At 71.6% G+C, this 15,079-nt stretch carries 14 protein-coding genes; 7 read left to right on the top strand and 7 right to left on the bottom strand.

Going from position 1 to position 15,079, the window contains the following annotated elements; translation table 11 throughout:
* Positions 1–19: 19 nt before the first annotated feature.
* From A8711_RS06695 to A8711_RS06665, 7 genes are read left to right on the top strand one after another with little or no spacing between them, the layout of a single operon-like run.
* On the top strand, positions 20–1,615 hold the full coding sequence (locus A8711_RS06695; RefSeq protein ID WP_043329781.1) for an FAD-dependent oxidoreductase: 1,596 nt from the start codon (positions 20–22) through the stop codon (positions 1,613–1,615).
* A 22-nt stretch (positions 1,616–1,637) separates the two neighbouring features.
* Positions 1,638–2,921 carry an ABC transporter substrate-binding protein gene (locus A8711_RS06690; RefSeq protein ID WP_069087733.1) on the top strand — a complete coding sequence of 428 codons (1,284 nt, stop codon included), beginning with the start codon at positions 1,638–1,640 and terminating at the stop codon, positions 2,919–2,921.
* An 11-nt stretch (positions 2,922–2,932) separates the two neighbouring features.
* Entirely contained in the window at positions 2,933–3,880 is a 948-nt protein-coding gene (locus A8711_RS06685; protein WP_043329779.1) for a carbohydrate ABC transporter permease, read from the top strand.
* The gene (locus A8711_RS06680; protein ID WP_013287328.1) at positions 3,870–4,712 is read left to right on the top strand and encodes a carbohydrate ABC transporter permease; all 843 of its coding nucleotides are present in this window, start codon (positions 3,870–3,872) and stop codon (positions 4,710–4,712) included. Before A8711_RS06685 ends, A8711_RS06680 begins: the two co-directional genes overlap by 11 nt.
* Entirely contained in the window at positions 4,709–5,629 is a 921-nt protein-coding gene (locus A8711_RS06675; protein WP_069087732.1) for an ROK family protein, read from the top strand. The genes A8711_RS06680 and A8711_RS06675 overlap by 4 nt, the downstream gene beginning before the upstream one ends.
* Positions 5,626–6,339: an N-acetylmannosamine-6-phosphate 2-epimerase gene (locus A8711_RS06670; protein ID WP_043329777.1), complete on the top strand. Its 714-nt coding sequence runs from the start codon at positions 5,626–5,628 to the stop codon at positions 6,337–6,339. Before A8711_RS06675 ends, A8711_RS06670 begins: the two co-directional genes overlap by 4 nt.
* Positions 6,336–7,979 (top strand): DUF4127 family protein, encoded by a 1,644-nt coding sequence (locus tag A8711_RS06665; RefSeq protein WP_069087731.1) that lies wholly within the window; start codon positions 6,336–6,338, stop codon positions 7,977–7,979. The genes A8711_RS06670 and A8711_RS06665 overlap by 4 nt, the downstream gene beginning before the upstream one ends.
* 35 nt (positions 7,980–8,014) lie before the next feature.
* Here A8711_RS06665 and A8711_RS06660 read toward each other — a convergent pair whose 3' ends face one another.
* The 7 genes from A8711_RS06660 to ngcE form a co-directional block, all read right to left on the bottom strand.
* Positions 8,015–8,731 carry a VOC family protein gene (locus A8711_RS06660; protein ID WP_069087730.1) on the bottom strand — a complete coding sequence of 239 codons (717 nt, stop codon included), beginning with the start codon at positions 8,729–8,731 and terminating at the stop codon, positions 8,015–8,017.
* A gap of 81 nt (positions 8,732–8,812) precedes the next feature.
* Positions 8,813–9,145, bottom strand: coding sequence for a TfoX/Sxy family protein (locus A8711_RS06655; protein WP_069087729.1), 333 nt, complete (start codon positions 9,143–9,145; stop codon positions 8,813–8,815).
* A gap of 40 nt (positions 9,146–9,185) precedes the next feature.
* A complete protein-coding gene (locus A8711_RS06650; RefSeq protein ID WP_030500339.1) occupies positions 9,186–9,779 on the bottom strand; it encodes an NTP transferase domain-containing protein in 594 nt (197 codons plus the stop codon).
* 140 nt (positions 9,780–9,919) lie between these two features.
* On the bottom strand, positions 9,920–11,587 hold the full coding sequence (locus A8711_RS06645) for a bifunctional 3'-5' exonuclease/DNA polymerase (RefSeq protein ID WP_255365603.1): 1,668 nt from the start codon (positions 11,585–11,587) through the stop codon (positions 9,920–9,922).
* A gap of 138 nt (positions 11,588–11,725) precedes the next feature.
* Positions 11,726–12,676 carry a carbohydrate ABC transporter permease gene (locus A8711_RS06640; RefSeq protein ID WP_043329769.1) on the bottom strand — a complete coding sequence of 317 codons (951 nt, stop codon included), beginning with the start codon at positions 12,674–12,676 and terminating at the stop codon, positions 11,726–11,728.
* A 13-nt stretch (positions 12,677–12,689) separates the two neighbouring features.
* Positions 12,690–13,631: a carbohydrate ABC transporter permease gene (locus A8711_RS06635; RefSeq protein ID WP_069087728.1), complete on the bottom strand. Its 942-nt coding sequence runs from the start codon at positions 13,629–13,631 to the stop codon at positions 12,690–12,692.
* 22 nt (positions 13,632–13,653) lie between these two features.
* Complete coding sequence (gene ngcE, locus A8711_RS06630) at positions 13,654–15,066, bottom strand: N-acetylglucosamine/diacetylchitobiose ABC transporter substrate-binding protein (protein ID WP_043329765.1); 1,413 nt, start codon at positions 15,064–15,066, stop codon at positions 13,654–13,656.
* Positions 15,067–15,079: the final 13 nt, after the last annotated feature.

Genomic DNA, 15,079 nt, shown 5'->3' with positions numbered 1-15,079 from the left:
AAGGAAGCAAGTGGTACTTATGCGTGCGGACGTCCTCGTCGTCGGGGGCGGACTGGGCGGTGTCGCCGCGGCGCTGGCCGCGGCCCGTGCCGGCCGGTCCGTCATCCTGACCGAGGAGTTCGACTGGCTCGGCGGGCAGCTCACCAGCCAGGCGGTCCCGCCGGACGAGCACTCCTGGATCGAGCAGTTCGGCGCCACCGCGAGCTACCGGGAGTTGCGCGACGGCATCCGCGACTACTACCGCCGCCACTACCCGCTGACCGAGCGGTCCCGGGCGTGGACCGACCTGAACCCGGGCGCGGGCTGGGTGAGCCGGCTCTGCCACGAGCCCCGGGTGGCGGTCGCGGTCCTGGAGCAGATGCTCGCGCCGTACCGGGGGTCCGGGCGGCTGACGGTGCTGCAGCCGTACCGGCCGGTCGCGGCCGAGACCGACGGCGACCGGGTCACCGGCGTCACGCTCGCCCACCGGGACCGCGACGAGCGGATCGAGGTGGAGGCGCCGTACGTCCTGGACGCCACCGAGACCGGTGAGCTGCTGCCACTGACCGGCACCGAGTACGTGACCGGGTTCGAGTCGCAGGCGCAGACCGGTGAGCCGAGCGCGCCGGCGCAGGCGCAGCCGCTGAACATGCAGGCGGTGTCCGTCTGCTTCGCGCTGGACCACGTCGACGGCGACCACACCATCGACCGGCCCGCCGGGTACGACTTCTGGCGCGACTACAAGCCGGACTTCTGGGGTGACCGGCTGCTGTCCTGGCGGTCACCCCACCCGCGCACGCTGGAGATCGTCGAGCGCAGCTTCACGCCGAACCCGGACGACGACCCGCTGGGCGTCAACGCCGACCAGCGGCTCAACCCGGGCGACGGCAACCTGTGGACGTTCCGGCGCATCGCGGCGCGGCGCAACTTCGTCGACGGCGCGTACGGCAGCGACATCACGCTCGTCAACTGGCCGATGATCGACTACTTCGAGGGCCCGGTCATCGACGTGCCGAACGCGTCCTGGCACCTGTCCCAGGCGCGCGAGCTGTCGTACTCCGTCCTGTACTGGCTGCAGACCGAGGCGCCCCGTCCCGACGGCGGCACCGGCTACCCGGGGCTGCGGCTGCGCGGCGACGTGACCGGCAGCCCCGACGGGCTGGCGCAGGCGCCCTACATCCGGGAGTCGCGCCGCATCCGCGCCGAGTACACGGTGGTCGAGCAGGACCTCTCCCTGGCGGTACGCGGCGAGCACGGCGCGGTGAGCTACCCCGACTCGATCGGTGTCGGCATGTACCGCATCGACCTGCACCCGTCGACCGGCGGCGACAACTACATCGACGTCGGCTCCTGCCCGTTCGAGATCCCGCTCGGCGCGCTCATCCCGCAGCGGATGGAGAACCTGCTGCCGGCCGGCAAGAACATCGGTACCACGCACATCACCAACGGCAGCTACCGACTGCACCCGGTCGAGTGGAACGTCGGTGAGGTCGCCGGCCTGCTGGCCGACTTCTGCCTTGCGCGGGGCGAGTCCCCGCGCGCGGTCCGCGGCACCCCCCGCCTGCTGGCCGAATTCACGGACCGCATCTCGGCCGCCGGCGTGGAATGCCGCTGGCCGCAGATCGCGGGCTACTGAACCCCCGGTGAGGAGAAAGAAAGTGAGATACGGAAGACTGTCCGGCCTGGTCGCGGCGACCATGACCGGTGTGCTCGCCCTGACCGCCTGCGGCGGTGGCGGCGACGCCAAGGACGACGGTCCGGCGAGCCTGCGGATGACCGTCTGGTCGGCGAACGAGGCGCACCTCAAGCTGTTCAACGAGATCGCCGACGAGTACCGCAAGAACAACCCGGACGTCGCGGAGATCAAGTTCGATCCGCTGCCGTTCGAGAACTACACCACGACGCTCACCACGCAGATCGCCGGCGGCAACGCGCCGGACCTCGCGTGGATCTTCGAGAACTCGGCTCCGGACTTCGTCGCCTCCGGCGCGCTGAGCCCGCTCGACGACACGCTGAAGAAGGCCGACGGCTACCAGTACGACGACCTGTCCCCCGCCACGCTGAAGCTGTGGCGCAACGACGGGAAGCTCTTCGCGTACCCGTTCTCGACCTCGCCGTTCGGCGTGTTCGTCAACAACGACATGCTCAAGAAGGCCGGGCAGAAGACCCCGGCCGAGCTGATCGCGGCCGGGCAGTGGAACTGGGACACCGCGCTCGCCGCGGCCGGCACCACCGCCGCGAAGTCGGGCAAGGCCGGGCTCGTGGTCCGCGACTTCGACTACAAGGGCTGGGACAACCTGGCCACGTTCTGGACCGGCTGGGGCGCCCAGGCGTGGAGCGAGGACGGCCGCAGCTGCGGGTTCAACAGCCCGGAGATGGTCGAGGCGATGACCACGCTGCACAAGGCGATCTTCACCGGCAAGGCGCTGCCCGGTCCGGGCACGACCGCCGACTTCTTCGCCGGTGACGCGGCCATGACCGTCACCCAGATCTCCCGCGCCTCGCTGCTGAAGGAGAACGGCTTCGACTGGGACCTGGTCCCGCTGCCGGCCGGTCCGAAGGGCCCGTACGCGGTGGTCGGCCAGGCCGGCATCGGCGTGATGAAGAAGAGCCCGCACGCCGAGCAGGCCGCCGACTTCCTGGCCTTCTTCACCAACCCCACCAACTCGGCGAAGCTGGCCCAGTTCTTCCCGCCGCCGCGGCAGTCCCAGCTGACCGCCGAGACGCTGGCGAAGACGAACCCGAAGCTCAAGCCGGAGCAGCTGCAGAAGGTCGTCATCGACGGCATCACCAACGGCACGGTCAAGCCCAGCCACTCCGGGCAGGCCGAGCTGAGCCAGCAGGTGCGCGCCGCGCTCGACCCGCTGTGGAAGGCGGACGCGGACGTCAAGGGCGTACTCGACGGCGTCTGCTCCAAGATCCAGCCGCTGCTGGCGAAGTAGGGCCGAGGATCATGACCCAGACGGACACCAGGGTGGGCCCGGCTGCTGCCGGGCCCGCCCCGGGCCGGGCCCGGCCGTTCTGGACCACCCGCCGCCGGGACCAGCTCACCGGATACCTGTTCATCACCCCGCAGTTGCTCGGCAGCGTGGTCTTCGTGATCCTGCCGCTGGTCCTCGTGGTCTGGTACAGCCTGCACGAGTGGAACGTGCTGGCCGGCAGCTTCGACTACATCGGCACCGACAACTACGCCGCGCTGGCCGACGACCCCAACCTGGGCCCGGTGCTGCGGTCGACCGGCCTGTTCTCGGTCGGCCTGGTCGTGTTCAACCTCGGCCTGGCGTTGCTGCTGGCCGTCCTGCTCAACCAGAAGCTGCGCGGGACCATCGTGTTCCGCACCCTGTTCTTCTCCCCCGTGGTGGTCTCGCTCGTCGCGTGGACCATCGTCTGGGGCTTCCTGCTGCAGGACAACGGCGGCATCAACGGCCTGCTCGACACGATCGGCGTCGACGGCCCCAACTGGCTGCGCGGCGAGGGCACGGCGATGCTGTCGGTGATCGTCGTGCAGGTGTTCAAGAACGTCGGCCTGAACATGGTGCTGTTCCTGGCCGCCCTGCAGGGCGTGCCGGCCGAGCTGTACGAGGCCGCCGAGGTCGACGGCGCGAGCCGGCTGCGCCAGTTCTGGCGGATCACCGTGCCGCTGATCAGCCCGACGATCATGCTCACGTCGATCATCACGGTGGTCGGCTCGCTGCAGGTGTTCGCGCAGATCGCGGTGCTGACCCAGGGTGGACCCGGCACCTCGACCACGGTGCTCGTCTACTACCTCTACCAGCAGGCCTTCCAGTTCCATCACTTCGGCTACGGCGCCACGCTGTCGATCCTGCTGTTCGTCATCGTGCTCGCGCTGACGGTGCTGCAGTGGCAGATGCGCAAGAGGTGGGTCTTCCATGAATCGTGACCTGTCCCGGCGGACCAAGCTGGTGCTCTACGGGGTGCTGATGGTCCTGGCCGTCCCGTTCGTGTTCCCCACCTGGTGGATGGTCACCTCGTCGCTGAAGCCGGTGGCGGACATCTTCTCCTTCCCGCCGCAGCTGCTGCCGACCGATCCGCGGCTGGACGCGTACCAGCGGGTGTTCGAGCTGCAGCCGTTCGGGCAGCAGTACCTGAACAGCCTCTACATCGCGCTGCTGGTCACCGTCGGCACGCTCGCCGTGGCGTCGCTGGCCGGGTACGCGTTCGCGCGGATCCGGTTCCGGGGACAGAACGTGCTGTTCCTGGTCGTCCTCGCGGGCCTGCTCATCCCGAGCGAGGTGACGATCGTGCCGCTGTTCCAGATGTTCTTCAAGCTCGACCTGATCGACACCCACTGGCCGTTGATCCTGGTGCCGATCTTCGGGGCGCCGAGCGTGCTGGCCACGTTCATCATGCGGCAGTTCTTCATCAGCCTCCCCGGTGAGCTGGAGGAGGCGGCGCGGGTCGACGGGCTGGGACGCTTCGCCACGTTCTGGAAGATCGCGCTGCCGCTGTCCCGGCCCGCGCTCGGCGCGGTGGCCATCTTCACGTTCCTGCACAGCTGGAACCTGTACCTGGAACCGATCGTGTTCCTCTCCTCGCCGGACAAGTTCACCCTGCCGCAGGCGCTCACCCAGTTCGTCGACGCGTACGGCGGTCCGATGTGGGACGTCCAGCTCGCGGCGGCGTCGATGACCGCGCTGCCGGTGCTGGCGGTGTTCGTCATCGCGCAGAAGCAGTTCGTCGAGGGCCTCGCGCACACCGGTCTGAAGGGATGACCGAGCCGGTCGTCGGGATCGACATCGGCGGCACCAAGACCGCCGCCGCCCTCGTCGGTCCCGGTGCGCGGGTGCTCGACCGCCGCGAGGCGCCCACCCCCGCGCGCGGCGGGCCGGCCGCGGTGCTGGACACCGCCGCCGGCCTGGCCGCGGACCTGCTCGCCGCCGCCGGCCCCGGACCGGTCGGGGTGGGCACCGCGGGCACCGTCGACCCGGCGACCGGCGCCATCCGGTACGCCACCGACAGCCTGCCCGGGTGGGCCGGCACCCCGGTGGCCGACGAGCTGGCCGCGCGGCTGGGCCGGCCGGTGCGCGTTACCAACGACGTCGCCGCGGCGGCGCTGGGCGAGTGCTGGGCCGGAGCCGGACGGGGCCGGGGGCACGTGCTGCTGGCCGCCGTCGGCACCGGGCTGGGCGGCGCGATCGTCAACGACGGGCGGGGCGAGGGCGGCGCCCGGGGCGCGGCCGGCCAGCTCGGGCACCTGCCGGCACCGGGCGCGCACCGGCTGCGCTGCGGCTGCGGCCGGTACGGGCACCTGGAGGCGATCGCCTCCGGCACCGGCCTGGCCGCCGCGTATGCGCTCACCGGCGGTGACCCGGTCACCGGCCGGGAGGTGGCGCGGCGCGCGGCGGCCGGTGACGCGACCGCCCGGCAGGTCGTCGACCGGGCCGGCGCCGCGCTCGGCGCGGCCCTGGCCGGGCTGGTCGCCCTGCTCGACCCGGATGCGGTGGTGGTCGCCGGCGGCGCCGCCGCCACGCTGCTTCCCGCCGCCACGGCCGCCTACCGGGCGGAGCTACCCGGCGGCTGGGCGCACGTGCCGCTGCTTCCGGCGGCGCTGGGCGCCGACGCGGTGGTGGTCGGCGCCGCCCGGCTCGCCACCGCACCGATCCACCACGACGGAGGAACAAGCACGTGAGTGTCCTGGACGAACTCGCCGGCGGGCTGGTCGTGTCCTGCCAGCCCCTGCCCGACGACCCGGACGACCCGATGCGCGACCCGTACGTCCAGGCCCGCGTGGCGGCCGCCGTGGTCCGCGGCGGCGCGGTGGCGGTCCGGGTCAACGGCCCCGACGACGTGCGGGCCGTACGCGCCGCCGTCGACGTGCCGGTGATCGGGTTGTACAAGCACGGCACGCAGGGCGTGTTCATCACCCCGACCGCCGGGCACGCCCTCGAAGCGGCGCGGGCCGGGTCGCACGTCGTCGCGGTGGACGCCACCGACCGTCCCCGGCCCGACGGCCGGACCTTCGCCGACACCGTCCGCGCGGTCCACGAACAGAGCGACGCGCTGGTCCTGGCCGACGTCGCCACGGTGGCCGAGGGCGTCGCCGCCGTCGAGGCCGGCGCGGACGCGGTCGCCACCACGCTGTCCGGCTACACGCCGGCCGGCCCACCGATCGACGGGCCCGACCTCGGGCTCGTGGCGCGACTCGCCGCGCTGCTGCCCGTGCCGGTGATCGCCGAAGGGCGCTACCGGACCACGGAGCAGATCAGCCGGGCCTTCGAGGCGGGCGCCCACGCGGTGGTGATGGGCAACGCCGTCACCTCACCGCTGTGGATCACCCGCCGGCTGGTACCGGCCACCCCCCGGGCGGCGAGCGCGCCGGAGAAAAGGGAGCATCGATGAAGAGAAGAACCCTTCTTGCGGCCACCGGCGCGGCCGGCCTGGCCACCGTCGCCCTCGGCGGCCCCGCGTTCGCCCGGCCCGCCGGCCGGCGACCGAGCGTGGCGCTGGTGCCGCTGGACGACCGGCCGGTCAACACGTACTGCGCGGAGATGACCGGTGCGAGCGCCGACGCCGAGGTGCTGCTGCCGCCGCGGAACCTGCTGGGCCGTTTCTTCACCCCCGGTGACGGCGCCGGCATCGCCCGCTGGCTCGACGGCACCGACCGCGTCGACGGGTACGTGATCTCGGTGAGCATGCTGGCGTACGGGGGCCTGATCGCCTCGCGTACCGCCGCTCCGGCCCTGGCCGACGCGTTGCGCAACCTGGAGGCGATCCGGCGGCTGCGCGCACGCCGGTCCGACGCGGTGATCGAGGTGCACGACACGATCCAGCGGCTCGCCATCACCAGCACCGGCACCGACCTGGACAACTACCGTGACCTGCTGGTCCAGTGGGCAAAGCTGTACGACCAGGTGGTCAACCTGGGCCAGGAGGCGCTGCGGGGCCAGCTCGACGCCGTGCGGGCGCGCATCCCGGACGCCGTGGTCGAGGACTACCTGGCCGCGCGGGCACGCAACCACCAGGTCAACCGGCTGATGGTGGAGTGGGTCGCGGACGGGACGATCAGCCACCTGGTGCTCTCCGAGGACGACACCGCGCCGGTCGGCCTGGCCCGCGCCGAGCGGGTCGAGCTGGAGGCGCTGGTAGCGCGGCTCGGCGTCGGCGACCGGGTGGAGATCTTCCCCGGCGCCGACGAGGTCAACGCGCTGCTCGTCGCGCGCGTCGTCGCGGCCGGCGCCGCGCCCACCTACCGGGTGGAGTACGCCGGGGTGTCCGGCGAGGGCTGGACCGCCGCCCTGGAGGGCATCCCGTTCGCGGAGAACATCCGCCGGCACGTCACCTCGGTGGGCGGCCGGGTGGTCACCGGCGACGCGGACATCGTCCTCGCGGTGAACACCCCGTCGGCGGCGGCCGGGCAGCGGGCCGCCGACCTGGACGCGTTCGTCGGCCGCATCGGCGAACTGCTGGCCGCCGGCACCCAGGTGATCGTGGTGGACCCGCTGATCGTCAACAAGGGCGACCACGACCTGGTGTCCCGGATGGAGGCCCATCTGGACCTGCCGGCGCTGCTGTCGTACTCGGGGTGGAACACCGGCGGCAACGCGCTCGGGCTGGCGCTCGCGCACGGCACCGCGCGGTGGGCGTACCTGCGTTCCTCCGGCAGCGGCTTCGGCGTACCGGAGCTGCGCGGGCCGGCCCAGGCGCACGCCGAGTACCTGCTCTACCGGTTCGTCAAGGACGACCCGTGGAAGAACGTGGTGCAGGTCGAGGCGTACGCGCACGCCCGCGCGCAGGGCTGGGATCCGCTGGCGCTGACCGCCGAGCAGAAGCGCTACTTCGACGGCTGGGTACGCGACCGGCTGGTGCCGCTGACCGAGCGGTACTTCGCCGACCACTTCGCCGGGCACGAGCTGGTGCTCGGGGTACGCGGACGTAAGACCTTCACCGCGACGCTGGACCGGGTCACGGCGGTGCGGGTCGAGCTGCCGTGGGACCGGCTGTTCGAGGTCACGCTGGAGCCGAGCCTGCGGCTGCGCTGACCGGTGCGGGTGCGGTCCCCCGGGCCGCACCCGCCTCAGCGGGGCGTCAGCAGGCAGAACTCGGTGCCGTCCGGGTCGGCCAGCACCACGTCGCCGGCGGTGTGCCGGCCCGTACCTGCCCGGGTCGCGCCGAGCGCCAGCAGCCGGTCGATCTCCGCGTCCCGGTCACCGGCCGCGACCAGATCCAGGTGTACGCGGTCCCGCCCGCCGGCGTCCATCAGCGGCGGCCCGCTCCAGGTGACCTTCGCGCCCCCGCGCGGCGACTGGATCGCTGTCTCCTCGCCGTGGTCCCAGACCAGCGGCCAGCCCAGCGCCTCGGTCCAGAACAGGCCGGCCGCCCGGGTGCCGTCGCAGTTGACAGCGCCGAGCGGGCCGCATCCGGCGAGGAAGGTGTTTCCCGCCCCGATGACGCAGAACTCGTTGCCCTCCGGGTCGGCGAGCACCACCTGGTCGTCGTCCGGGCCCTGGCCGATGTCGATGTGCCGGCCGCCCAGCGTCAGCGCCCGGTCGACGGTGTCCCGCTGGGCCTGCGGCGACGCGCTGGTCAGGTCGAAGTGGATCCGGTTCTGCACGGTCTTCGGCGCGTCGCTGGGCAGGAACCGGATGCGGACGTCGCTGTGGGCGTCGCCGCCGAGCGCCACGCCCTCGCGCGGGTTGTCGAGGATCTCCCGGCCGAGCACCCCGGACCAGAACCGCGCGAGCCGCCGCGGGTCGCCCGCGTCCATGCTGACCGCGTAGAGGTGAACCGCCATCCGTCGTCTCCGATCCCCCGCTGCCGACTGGCCGCAGCGTAGGACGGGCCGGGCCGGGCGCGCACCCGGATATCCGGCGGGCTACTTCGCCGGCAGCGTACGCGCGAAGCGGATCCCCCGGTCGACCCAGCGGGCCAGGTCGGCGTCGCGCTCGCAGGCGGCGGGCGACACGGTGACCCAGCCGCGCATCACCCAGTCCCGCATGACTGTCGCCTCGGCGCCGGGCTCGGCGAGCGCTCGGTCGGCCTCGGCCGGGTCGACCCGGACCATCAGGCCGGCCGCGCCGCGCACCACCACCGCCATGTTGCCCCGCAGCATCATCGCCAGGCCGCCGAACATGCGCCGCTCGGTGATGCCGGGCTCACCCCCGAGGCGTTCGCGTACGCGGTTCGCCAGGTCCTCGTCGTAGGCCACGGTCCGATCCTGGCACCCGGGTCCGACAGGCGGGCGCGCCTCAGGCGCCGACGCGCTGTTCGGGGATGGACAGGCCGTACAGCGCCATCAGTTCCGGGCTGTCGATCCGGCTGCCGTCGGCCACCGAGTCGCAGGCGATGTCGACGATCTGGTCCTTGTGCGCCAGCAGGTACGGCCGGGCGCCGACGTCGGCGCTGGCGAGCGTGGCGATGCCGGACCAGTGGCGGCGGCCGAACAACATCGGGTAACCGCGCAGCCCGTCATAGGTGGCGCAGACCAGCACGTCCGGGTACGGCAGCGCGGTCACCCGGCGGACCGCCGCCGCGGTGAGCCCGGGCATGTCCACCGGCACCACGACGACGGCCTCGATGTCGTCGTCGGTGAGCGCGGCGAGCCCGGCCCGGATCGAGGAGCCCACGCCGGTGCCCCACGCGCGGTTGACCACGACCGTGGCGCCGGTCAGGTCGGTGGTCTGACGCACCTGCTCGGCCGCCGCGCCCAGGACGACCACGACCTGTGCGCAGCCCGCCTCGGCCATCGTGTCGATCATCTGGCTGACCAGCGGCTTCTCGCCCTGGTGCAGCAGCGCTTCGGGTCCGCCGATGCGGCGGCCGCCTCCGGCGGCGATGATCATTGCAGCGATCCGGTTCAGCGGTGCCCCCTCGATCAGGGGACGGACCGGGCACAGCCGCCCGGTCCGTCCCGTCGTACGCACACCGGGCCCAACGAGCACGACCGGATGCGGGTAGCGGGGCAAAACGGAAATTTGCGTGACTATGCCGCGTCTGCGTAGCAGTCGACAGTGGACGTGTCGAGCGGGAACCGGACCGGAGTGTCGCCGAACAGCAGCCGCGTGGCCCGCGCGCCGGCCGCGGTGACCGCCTCCGCGACCGCAGCCGCCCGCCCGGCCGGGCAGTGCACCACCACCTCGTCGTGCTGGAAGAACACCAGCTCCGCCTCCGTGCCCGCCAGCTCGGTGCGCAGCGTCGCCAGCAGCGTGGAGGCCCACTCGGCGGCAGTCGCCTGGATGACGAAATTGCGGGTGAAGCGCCCACGCGACCGGGCCGCCCGGGCCGACGGGCTGTGCGGGTCGGCCTCGCCGTCGGGCAGCACCTCCTCACCCTCGGCGAACCCCGCCGACCCCGGCGGGCAGGTACGCCCCAACCAGGACCGGACCAGCCCACCCGCCTCACCGGTGCGCGCCGCCGCCTCCACGTAGCCGAACGCGGTCGGATAGTTCTTCCGCAACACCGCCAGCGCCGGCGCCGCCGCGCCGCCGGTCTGCCCGTACATCGCCCCGAGCAGGGCCACCTTGGCCCTCGCCCGGTCACCGGCGAACGCGTCCCGGGCCAGCGCGGCATACAGGTCACCGGCCCCACCCGCCGCGGCGAGCCGCTCATCACCGGAGACCGCCGCGAGCACGCGCGGTTCGAGCTGGCCCGCGTCGGCGACCACGAACGTCCAGCCCGGGTCCGCCACCACTGCCTGCCGGATCACCTTCGGGATCTGCAACGCCCCACCGCCCCGGGTCGCCCACCGGCCGGAGACCACGCCGCCCGGCACGTACTCCGGGTGGAACCGGCCGCCGGCGACCCAGGCGTCGCGCCAGGCCCAGCCGTGCGCCGTCCAGATCCGGTACAGCTCCTTGTACTCCAGGACCAGCGGCGCCGCCGGATGCTCCACCCCGCGCAGCACCCAGGCCCGCGTGTTCGGCAGGTCCACGCCCGCGCGGGCGAACGCCCGCAACAGCTCCGCCGGCGAGTCGGCGTGCACCTGGCGTACGCCGAACGCGTCGGCGATCCGGGCCTGCAACTCGGCCAGCCGACGCGGCGGCCCGCCGACCGGTGACGCCTCACCGAGCAGGTCGGCCAGGATCGCGTCGTGCACGTCGACGCGCCACGGCAGACCGGCCGCGCCCATCTCGGCGGCCACCAGCGCGCCCGCCGACTCGGCGGCCACCAGCAGCCGGAACCGGCCGGGATGGGTGGTCGCGGCGATCCGGGCGAGCTGGTCGGCGTACACCCGGGTCAACGCCGTGACGCCCGGACCGGGCGGGCCCGACGGCGGCTCGAAGAGCGCGGCCTGGGCCTGGCCCGGCGGCTCGGGCGGGCGGGGCGCCGGGTCCGGCGGGACCGGCGCGCCGGTCAGCCGGGCCCAGGCGGCCGGCAGCGCGCGGGGCTCGCCCCAACGGCCGGCGTGCCCGAGCAGCAGCGCCTCGGTCAGCTCGACGTCGTGGCAGCGGTCGAGCCGGACCCCGGCGCGCAGCAGCGCCGGGTAGACGCCCGCCCAGGCGGCCCAGAGCCAGCGGGGGTGCCCGGCGGCCTCGCGGGCGGCCACCGCGGCGGCCAGGTCGGTGACCTCCTCGGCCGGGCCGGCCGGGGTGCCGTCGGCGTGCAGCGGTTGCAGCACGCCGCCGCCCCGCTCGTCCGCCACCACCGCCATCAGCACGGACGCATTCTGCCCCCTCCCCCCGACACGCTCCGCGTGTAAGGAAGGGCCCCCTCTTAACGCCTGCGGTAGAGGAAGGGCCCCTTATTAACGCTGAGCGTTAATAAGGGGCCCTTCCTTGCGTCCGGAGGGCTACTTGCCGACGCCGGCGGTGAGGCCGGACTGCACCTGGCGCTGGAAGACGATGTACACGATCAGCACCGGCAGCATCGCCATGGTGACACCGGCGAAGAGTCCGCTCCAGTCCGACTTGTAGCCCTGGTTGACCGACAGCTCGATCAGCCCCTGGGCGATCACCTGGTTCTTCGGCTCGCCGGAGACCGACTGCATGAGCAGCGTCGGCAGGTACCACTGGTTCCACTGGCCGAGCACGTTGAAGATGCCGATGCTGATCAGGCCCGGCTTGGCCATCGGCAGCATCACGCTGAAGAAGGTGCGGGTGTGCGACGCCCCGTCGACCTGGGCCGCCTCGGCGATCGAGTCGGGCAGCGTCCGGAAGAACGAGTGCATGAAGAAGATCGTGAACGACAGCGACCAGGCCACGTAGACCAGGATCAGCATGAGGTGCTTGTTCGGGCCGAGCAGCGGAAGACTCACCCCGGTGTTGTAGACGCCCTTGAACAGCGGTACCGCGGCCAGGTAGATCGGCAGCGTCAGCCCGGACAGGAACATCCAGTAGATCAGCCGGTTGCCGCGGAACTCGTAGCGCGCCAGGGCGTACGCGGCCATCGAGCCGAGCAGCATCGTCAGCGTCACGCTGAACACGAGCACGAGCAGCGTGTTCAGGAAGAAGCTGTCGATCCCGGCGGTCCAGGCCCGGGCGAAGTTGTCCCACTGCAGCGCGTCGGGGATCAGCGACAGCGGTTCGCGGATCACCTCGGAGTCGGTCTTGAGCGCCGACATCACCACCCACAGCAGCGGGTAGACCACCATGATCGCCCAGACCGCGAGGAACAGGTGCGAGAAGCCGTTGAAGATCCGGCCGCCGAAGCCGTTGCCGACGTCCCGCCGGGCCGCGGGCGGGCGGGCCGGCGGCGCCGTGTCGGACCGGGCCGGACCGGAGGGGTGCGTCACCGTACTCATCGTCCAGACCTCCTCAGAACTCGATCCGCTCACGGCGGGTGATCCTCAGCTGGAGCGCGGCCAGCAGGATGGTGAAGATGGCCAGCGCGACGGCGATCGCGCAGGCGTAACCGAACTGGCCCTTCTGGAAGGCGTTGAACTGGATCACCGAGGCGAAGATCTCGCTGGCGTGGTTCGGTCCGCCCTGGCTCGGCGTCATGACGAAGACCAGCGCGTACATGTCCAGCGCGATGAAACCCAGATAGACCCAGGCGACCGAGATGCTGTCCCGCAGCAGCGGCAGCGTCACCTTGAAGAACGTGTGGAACCGGCCGGCGCCGTCGAGGATGGCGGCCTCGTAGATGTCCTTCGGGATCGACTGCATCGCGGCGGAGAACAGCACCATGTAGAAGCCGGCGCCGCTCCACACCGCGATGAACAGCAGCCACCAGAGCACCGCCGGCACGCCGAGGAACGGCTCCGGGTCGGCGGTGAAGGCGATCGGGTTGTCCGCGTCGACCAGCCCGATCTTGATGAGCAGGCCGTTGATCAGACCCTGCCCGTCGGTGCGGTAGATCTGCTGCCACATGACGGCGATGACCACCAGCGACAGCACCTGCGGGAAGAAGAAGATGACCTTGTAGATCCCGGAGCCGAAGACTCCGCGGATGCCGGCCCTGTCCTCGCGTCCGCCCACGTTGAGCAGGAACGCGAGGAACAGGGCCAGCGCGATCGTGAACAGCGGCACGGTGACCAGGAAGAACACGTTGTGCCAGAACGCCTTCCGGATCAGCTCGTCGGAGAACAGCCGGACGTAGTTGTCCAGCCCGACGAAGCGCTGGGAATCGGAGTACCCGCCCCAGTCGGTCAGCGAGTATCCCGCCGCCTGGGCGAACGGCCACACCACGTAGAACAGGTACAGCGTGACGGGCAGGGCCAGGAAGCCCGTGACGAAACGCGCGACTCCGTGCCGCATTGGACTCACTTCCTCGCGGTGATCAGGCGGTGCGGGTCTGCTTCTTGATCGACGAGTCCTTGGCGACCTTGTCGGCGGCCGCCTGCATCTTGTCGACGAACTGCTGCGCGGTCAGGCGGCCGGCCATCAGCTCCTCGGAGAGGTTCTGGCTCTCCTTGTCCAGGTCGGCGTAGAAGTCCGGGAACTTCACCGAGATCAGGTCCGAGCTGCCGTTCTTCATCAGCGAGTTCGCCGACGCCAGCGCGGTGTCCTGGACGTTGTCGCCGGAGCCCTTGGTGGAGGCCAGCGACTTGGTCAGCTCGGCGAACTTCGCCGAGCCGGCCTTGGAGAGGATGGCCCGCAGGAACTCCTTCGCGGCCTCCTTGTTCGGCGCCTTGCTCGGCACCACGAAGCCCTCGCCGGAGGAGGCGAAGACGTCCTTGGCGGCCTTGTCCCCGCTCTTGCTCCAGTAGTCGGAGATGGTCATCTCGAAGCCCGGCGGGATGGTCGCGGCCATCTCGTTCTTCAGCCAGGTGCCGACCTGGATGAAGGCCGCCTTGCCGTCCAGGAACGCCTGCTGCGACTGGGTGTGGTCGAGCTTGCCCGGCAGCAGCAGCTTGTCCTTGACCAGCTTCTCCCACGGCTCCAGCGCCGCGACGATGCCGTCGGCCTTCCAGGCGCCGTCCTTCAGGTTGTCGATGTCGACGACTGCCTGCTTGCCGACCGCCTTCCAGATGCTGGCGAACAGCGCCCAGCGCGGGTAGTAGCCGTGCACCGCGTCGTGCACGTACGGCGCCATGCCCTTGGCCTTGATCTTCGGCGCGAGCGCGAAGAACTCGTCCCAGGTGGTCGGCGCCGTCCAGCCCTCCTTCTTGAACAGGGCGGCGTTGTACCAGTTGCCCCAGACCGTGTACGCCACGTTGACGACGTAGAACTTGCCGTTCTGCGTACCGTCGGCGACCGTGCCGGGCAGCAGGCTGTCGGCGACGGTCCCCTCGCTGTCCCAGGCCGGCGCGGTGAGCAGGTCGTCCAGCGGCTCGATCGCGCCCTCGTTGATCAGCGTGCTGCGGTCCATCATGTCGGCGCCCGAGTTCATCACCAGGTCGCTCGGCTGCGTCGCCATCTTGGGCTGCTCTTCGGTCTTGATCTTCTGGGTGGAAGACATGTTGACCGTGATGTTCGGGTGCTTGGCGTTGAAGATGACCTTGTCTTCCTTGGCCCACTGGTCGCCCAGGCCGCCGTTGAAGACCACCACCTTGACCGCGCTGCCGTCCTTGACGCCGAACGGGTTGTCCTTGCTCTTGGCCGCGCCGCCGCCGTCGGACTTGCTCGGCTCGCTGCCGGCGCACGCGCTCAGCAGACCCGCCGCCGGTACGGCCAGCAGACCGGCCGCCGCGGCACGCTGCAGCAGGGTCCGACGGCTGACGTCGCCGAACTTCTCGGGAGTAACCGACATCTTGTCTCTCCTT

Source organism: Micromonospora sp. II, assembly GCF_001709195.1.
Taxonomy (GTDB): domain Bacteria; phylum Actinomycetota; class Actinomycetes; order Mycobacteriales; family Micromonosporaceae; genus Micromonospora; species Micromonospora chalcea.
This window is presented reverse-complemented; position numbering and strand designations above follow the sequence as displayed.

What these genes read in the sequence shown, in the direction of transcription:
- A8711_RS06665 (WP_069087731.1), top strand. Translation starts at nt 6,336, where the DNA reads ATGAAGAGAAGAACCCTTCTTGCGGCCACCGGCGCGGCCGGCCTGGCC.
- A8711_RS06660 (WP_069087730.1), bottom strand. Translation starts at nt 8,731, where the DNA reads ATGGCGGTTCACCTCTACGCGGTCAGCATGGACGCGGGCGACCCGCGG.
- A8711_RS06635 (WP_069087728.1), bottom strand. Translation starts at nt 13,631, where the DNA reads ATGCGGCACGGAGTCGCGCGTTTCGTCACGGGCTTCCTGGCCCTGCCC.
- A8711_RS06640 (WP_043329769.1), bottom strand. Translation starts at nt 12,676, where the DNA reads ATGAGTACGGTGACGCACCCCTCCGGTCCGGCCCGGTCCGACACGGCG.
- A8711_RS06650 (WP_030500339.1), bottom strand. Translation starts at nt 9,779, where the DNA reads ATGATCATCGCCGCCGGAGGCGGCCGCCGCATCGGCGGACCCGAAGCG.
- A8711_RS06685 (WP_043329779.1), top strand. Translation starts at nt 2,933, where the DNA reads ATGACCCAGACGGACACCAGGGTGGGCCCGGCTGCTGCCGGGCCCGCC.
- A8711_RS06645 (WP_255365603.1), bottom strand. Translation starts at nt 11,587, where the DNA reads ATGGCGGTGGTGGCGGACGAGCGGGGCGGCGGCGTGCTGCAACCGCTG.
- ngcE (WP_043329765.1), bottom strand. Translation starts at nt 15,066, where the DNA reads ATGTCGGTTACTCCCGAGAAGTTCGGCGACGTCAGCCGTCGGACCCTG.
- A8711_RS06680 (WP_013287328.1), top strand. Translation starts at nt 3,870, where the DNA reads ATGAATCGTGACCTGTCCCGGCGGACCAAGCTGGTGCTCTACGGGGTG.
- A8711_RS06675 (WP_069087732.1), top strand. Translation starts at nt 4,709, where the DNA reads ATGACCGAGCCGGTCGTCGGGATCGACATCGGCGGCACCAAGACCGCC.
- A8711_RS06695 (WP_043329781.1), top strand. Translation starts at nt 20, where the DNA reads ATGCGTGCGGACGTCCTCGTCGTCGGGGGCGGACTGGGCGGTGTCGCC.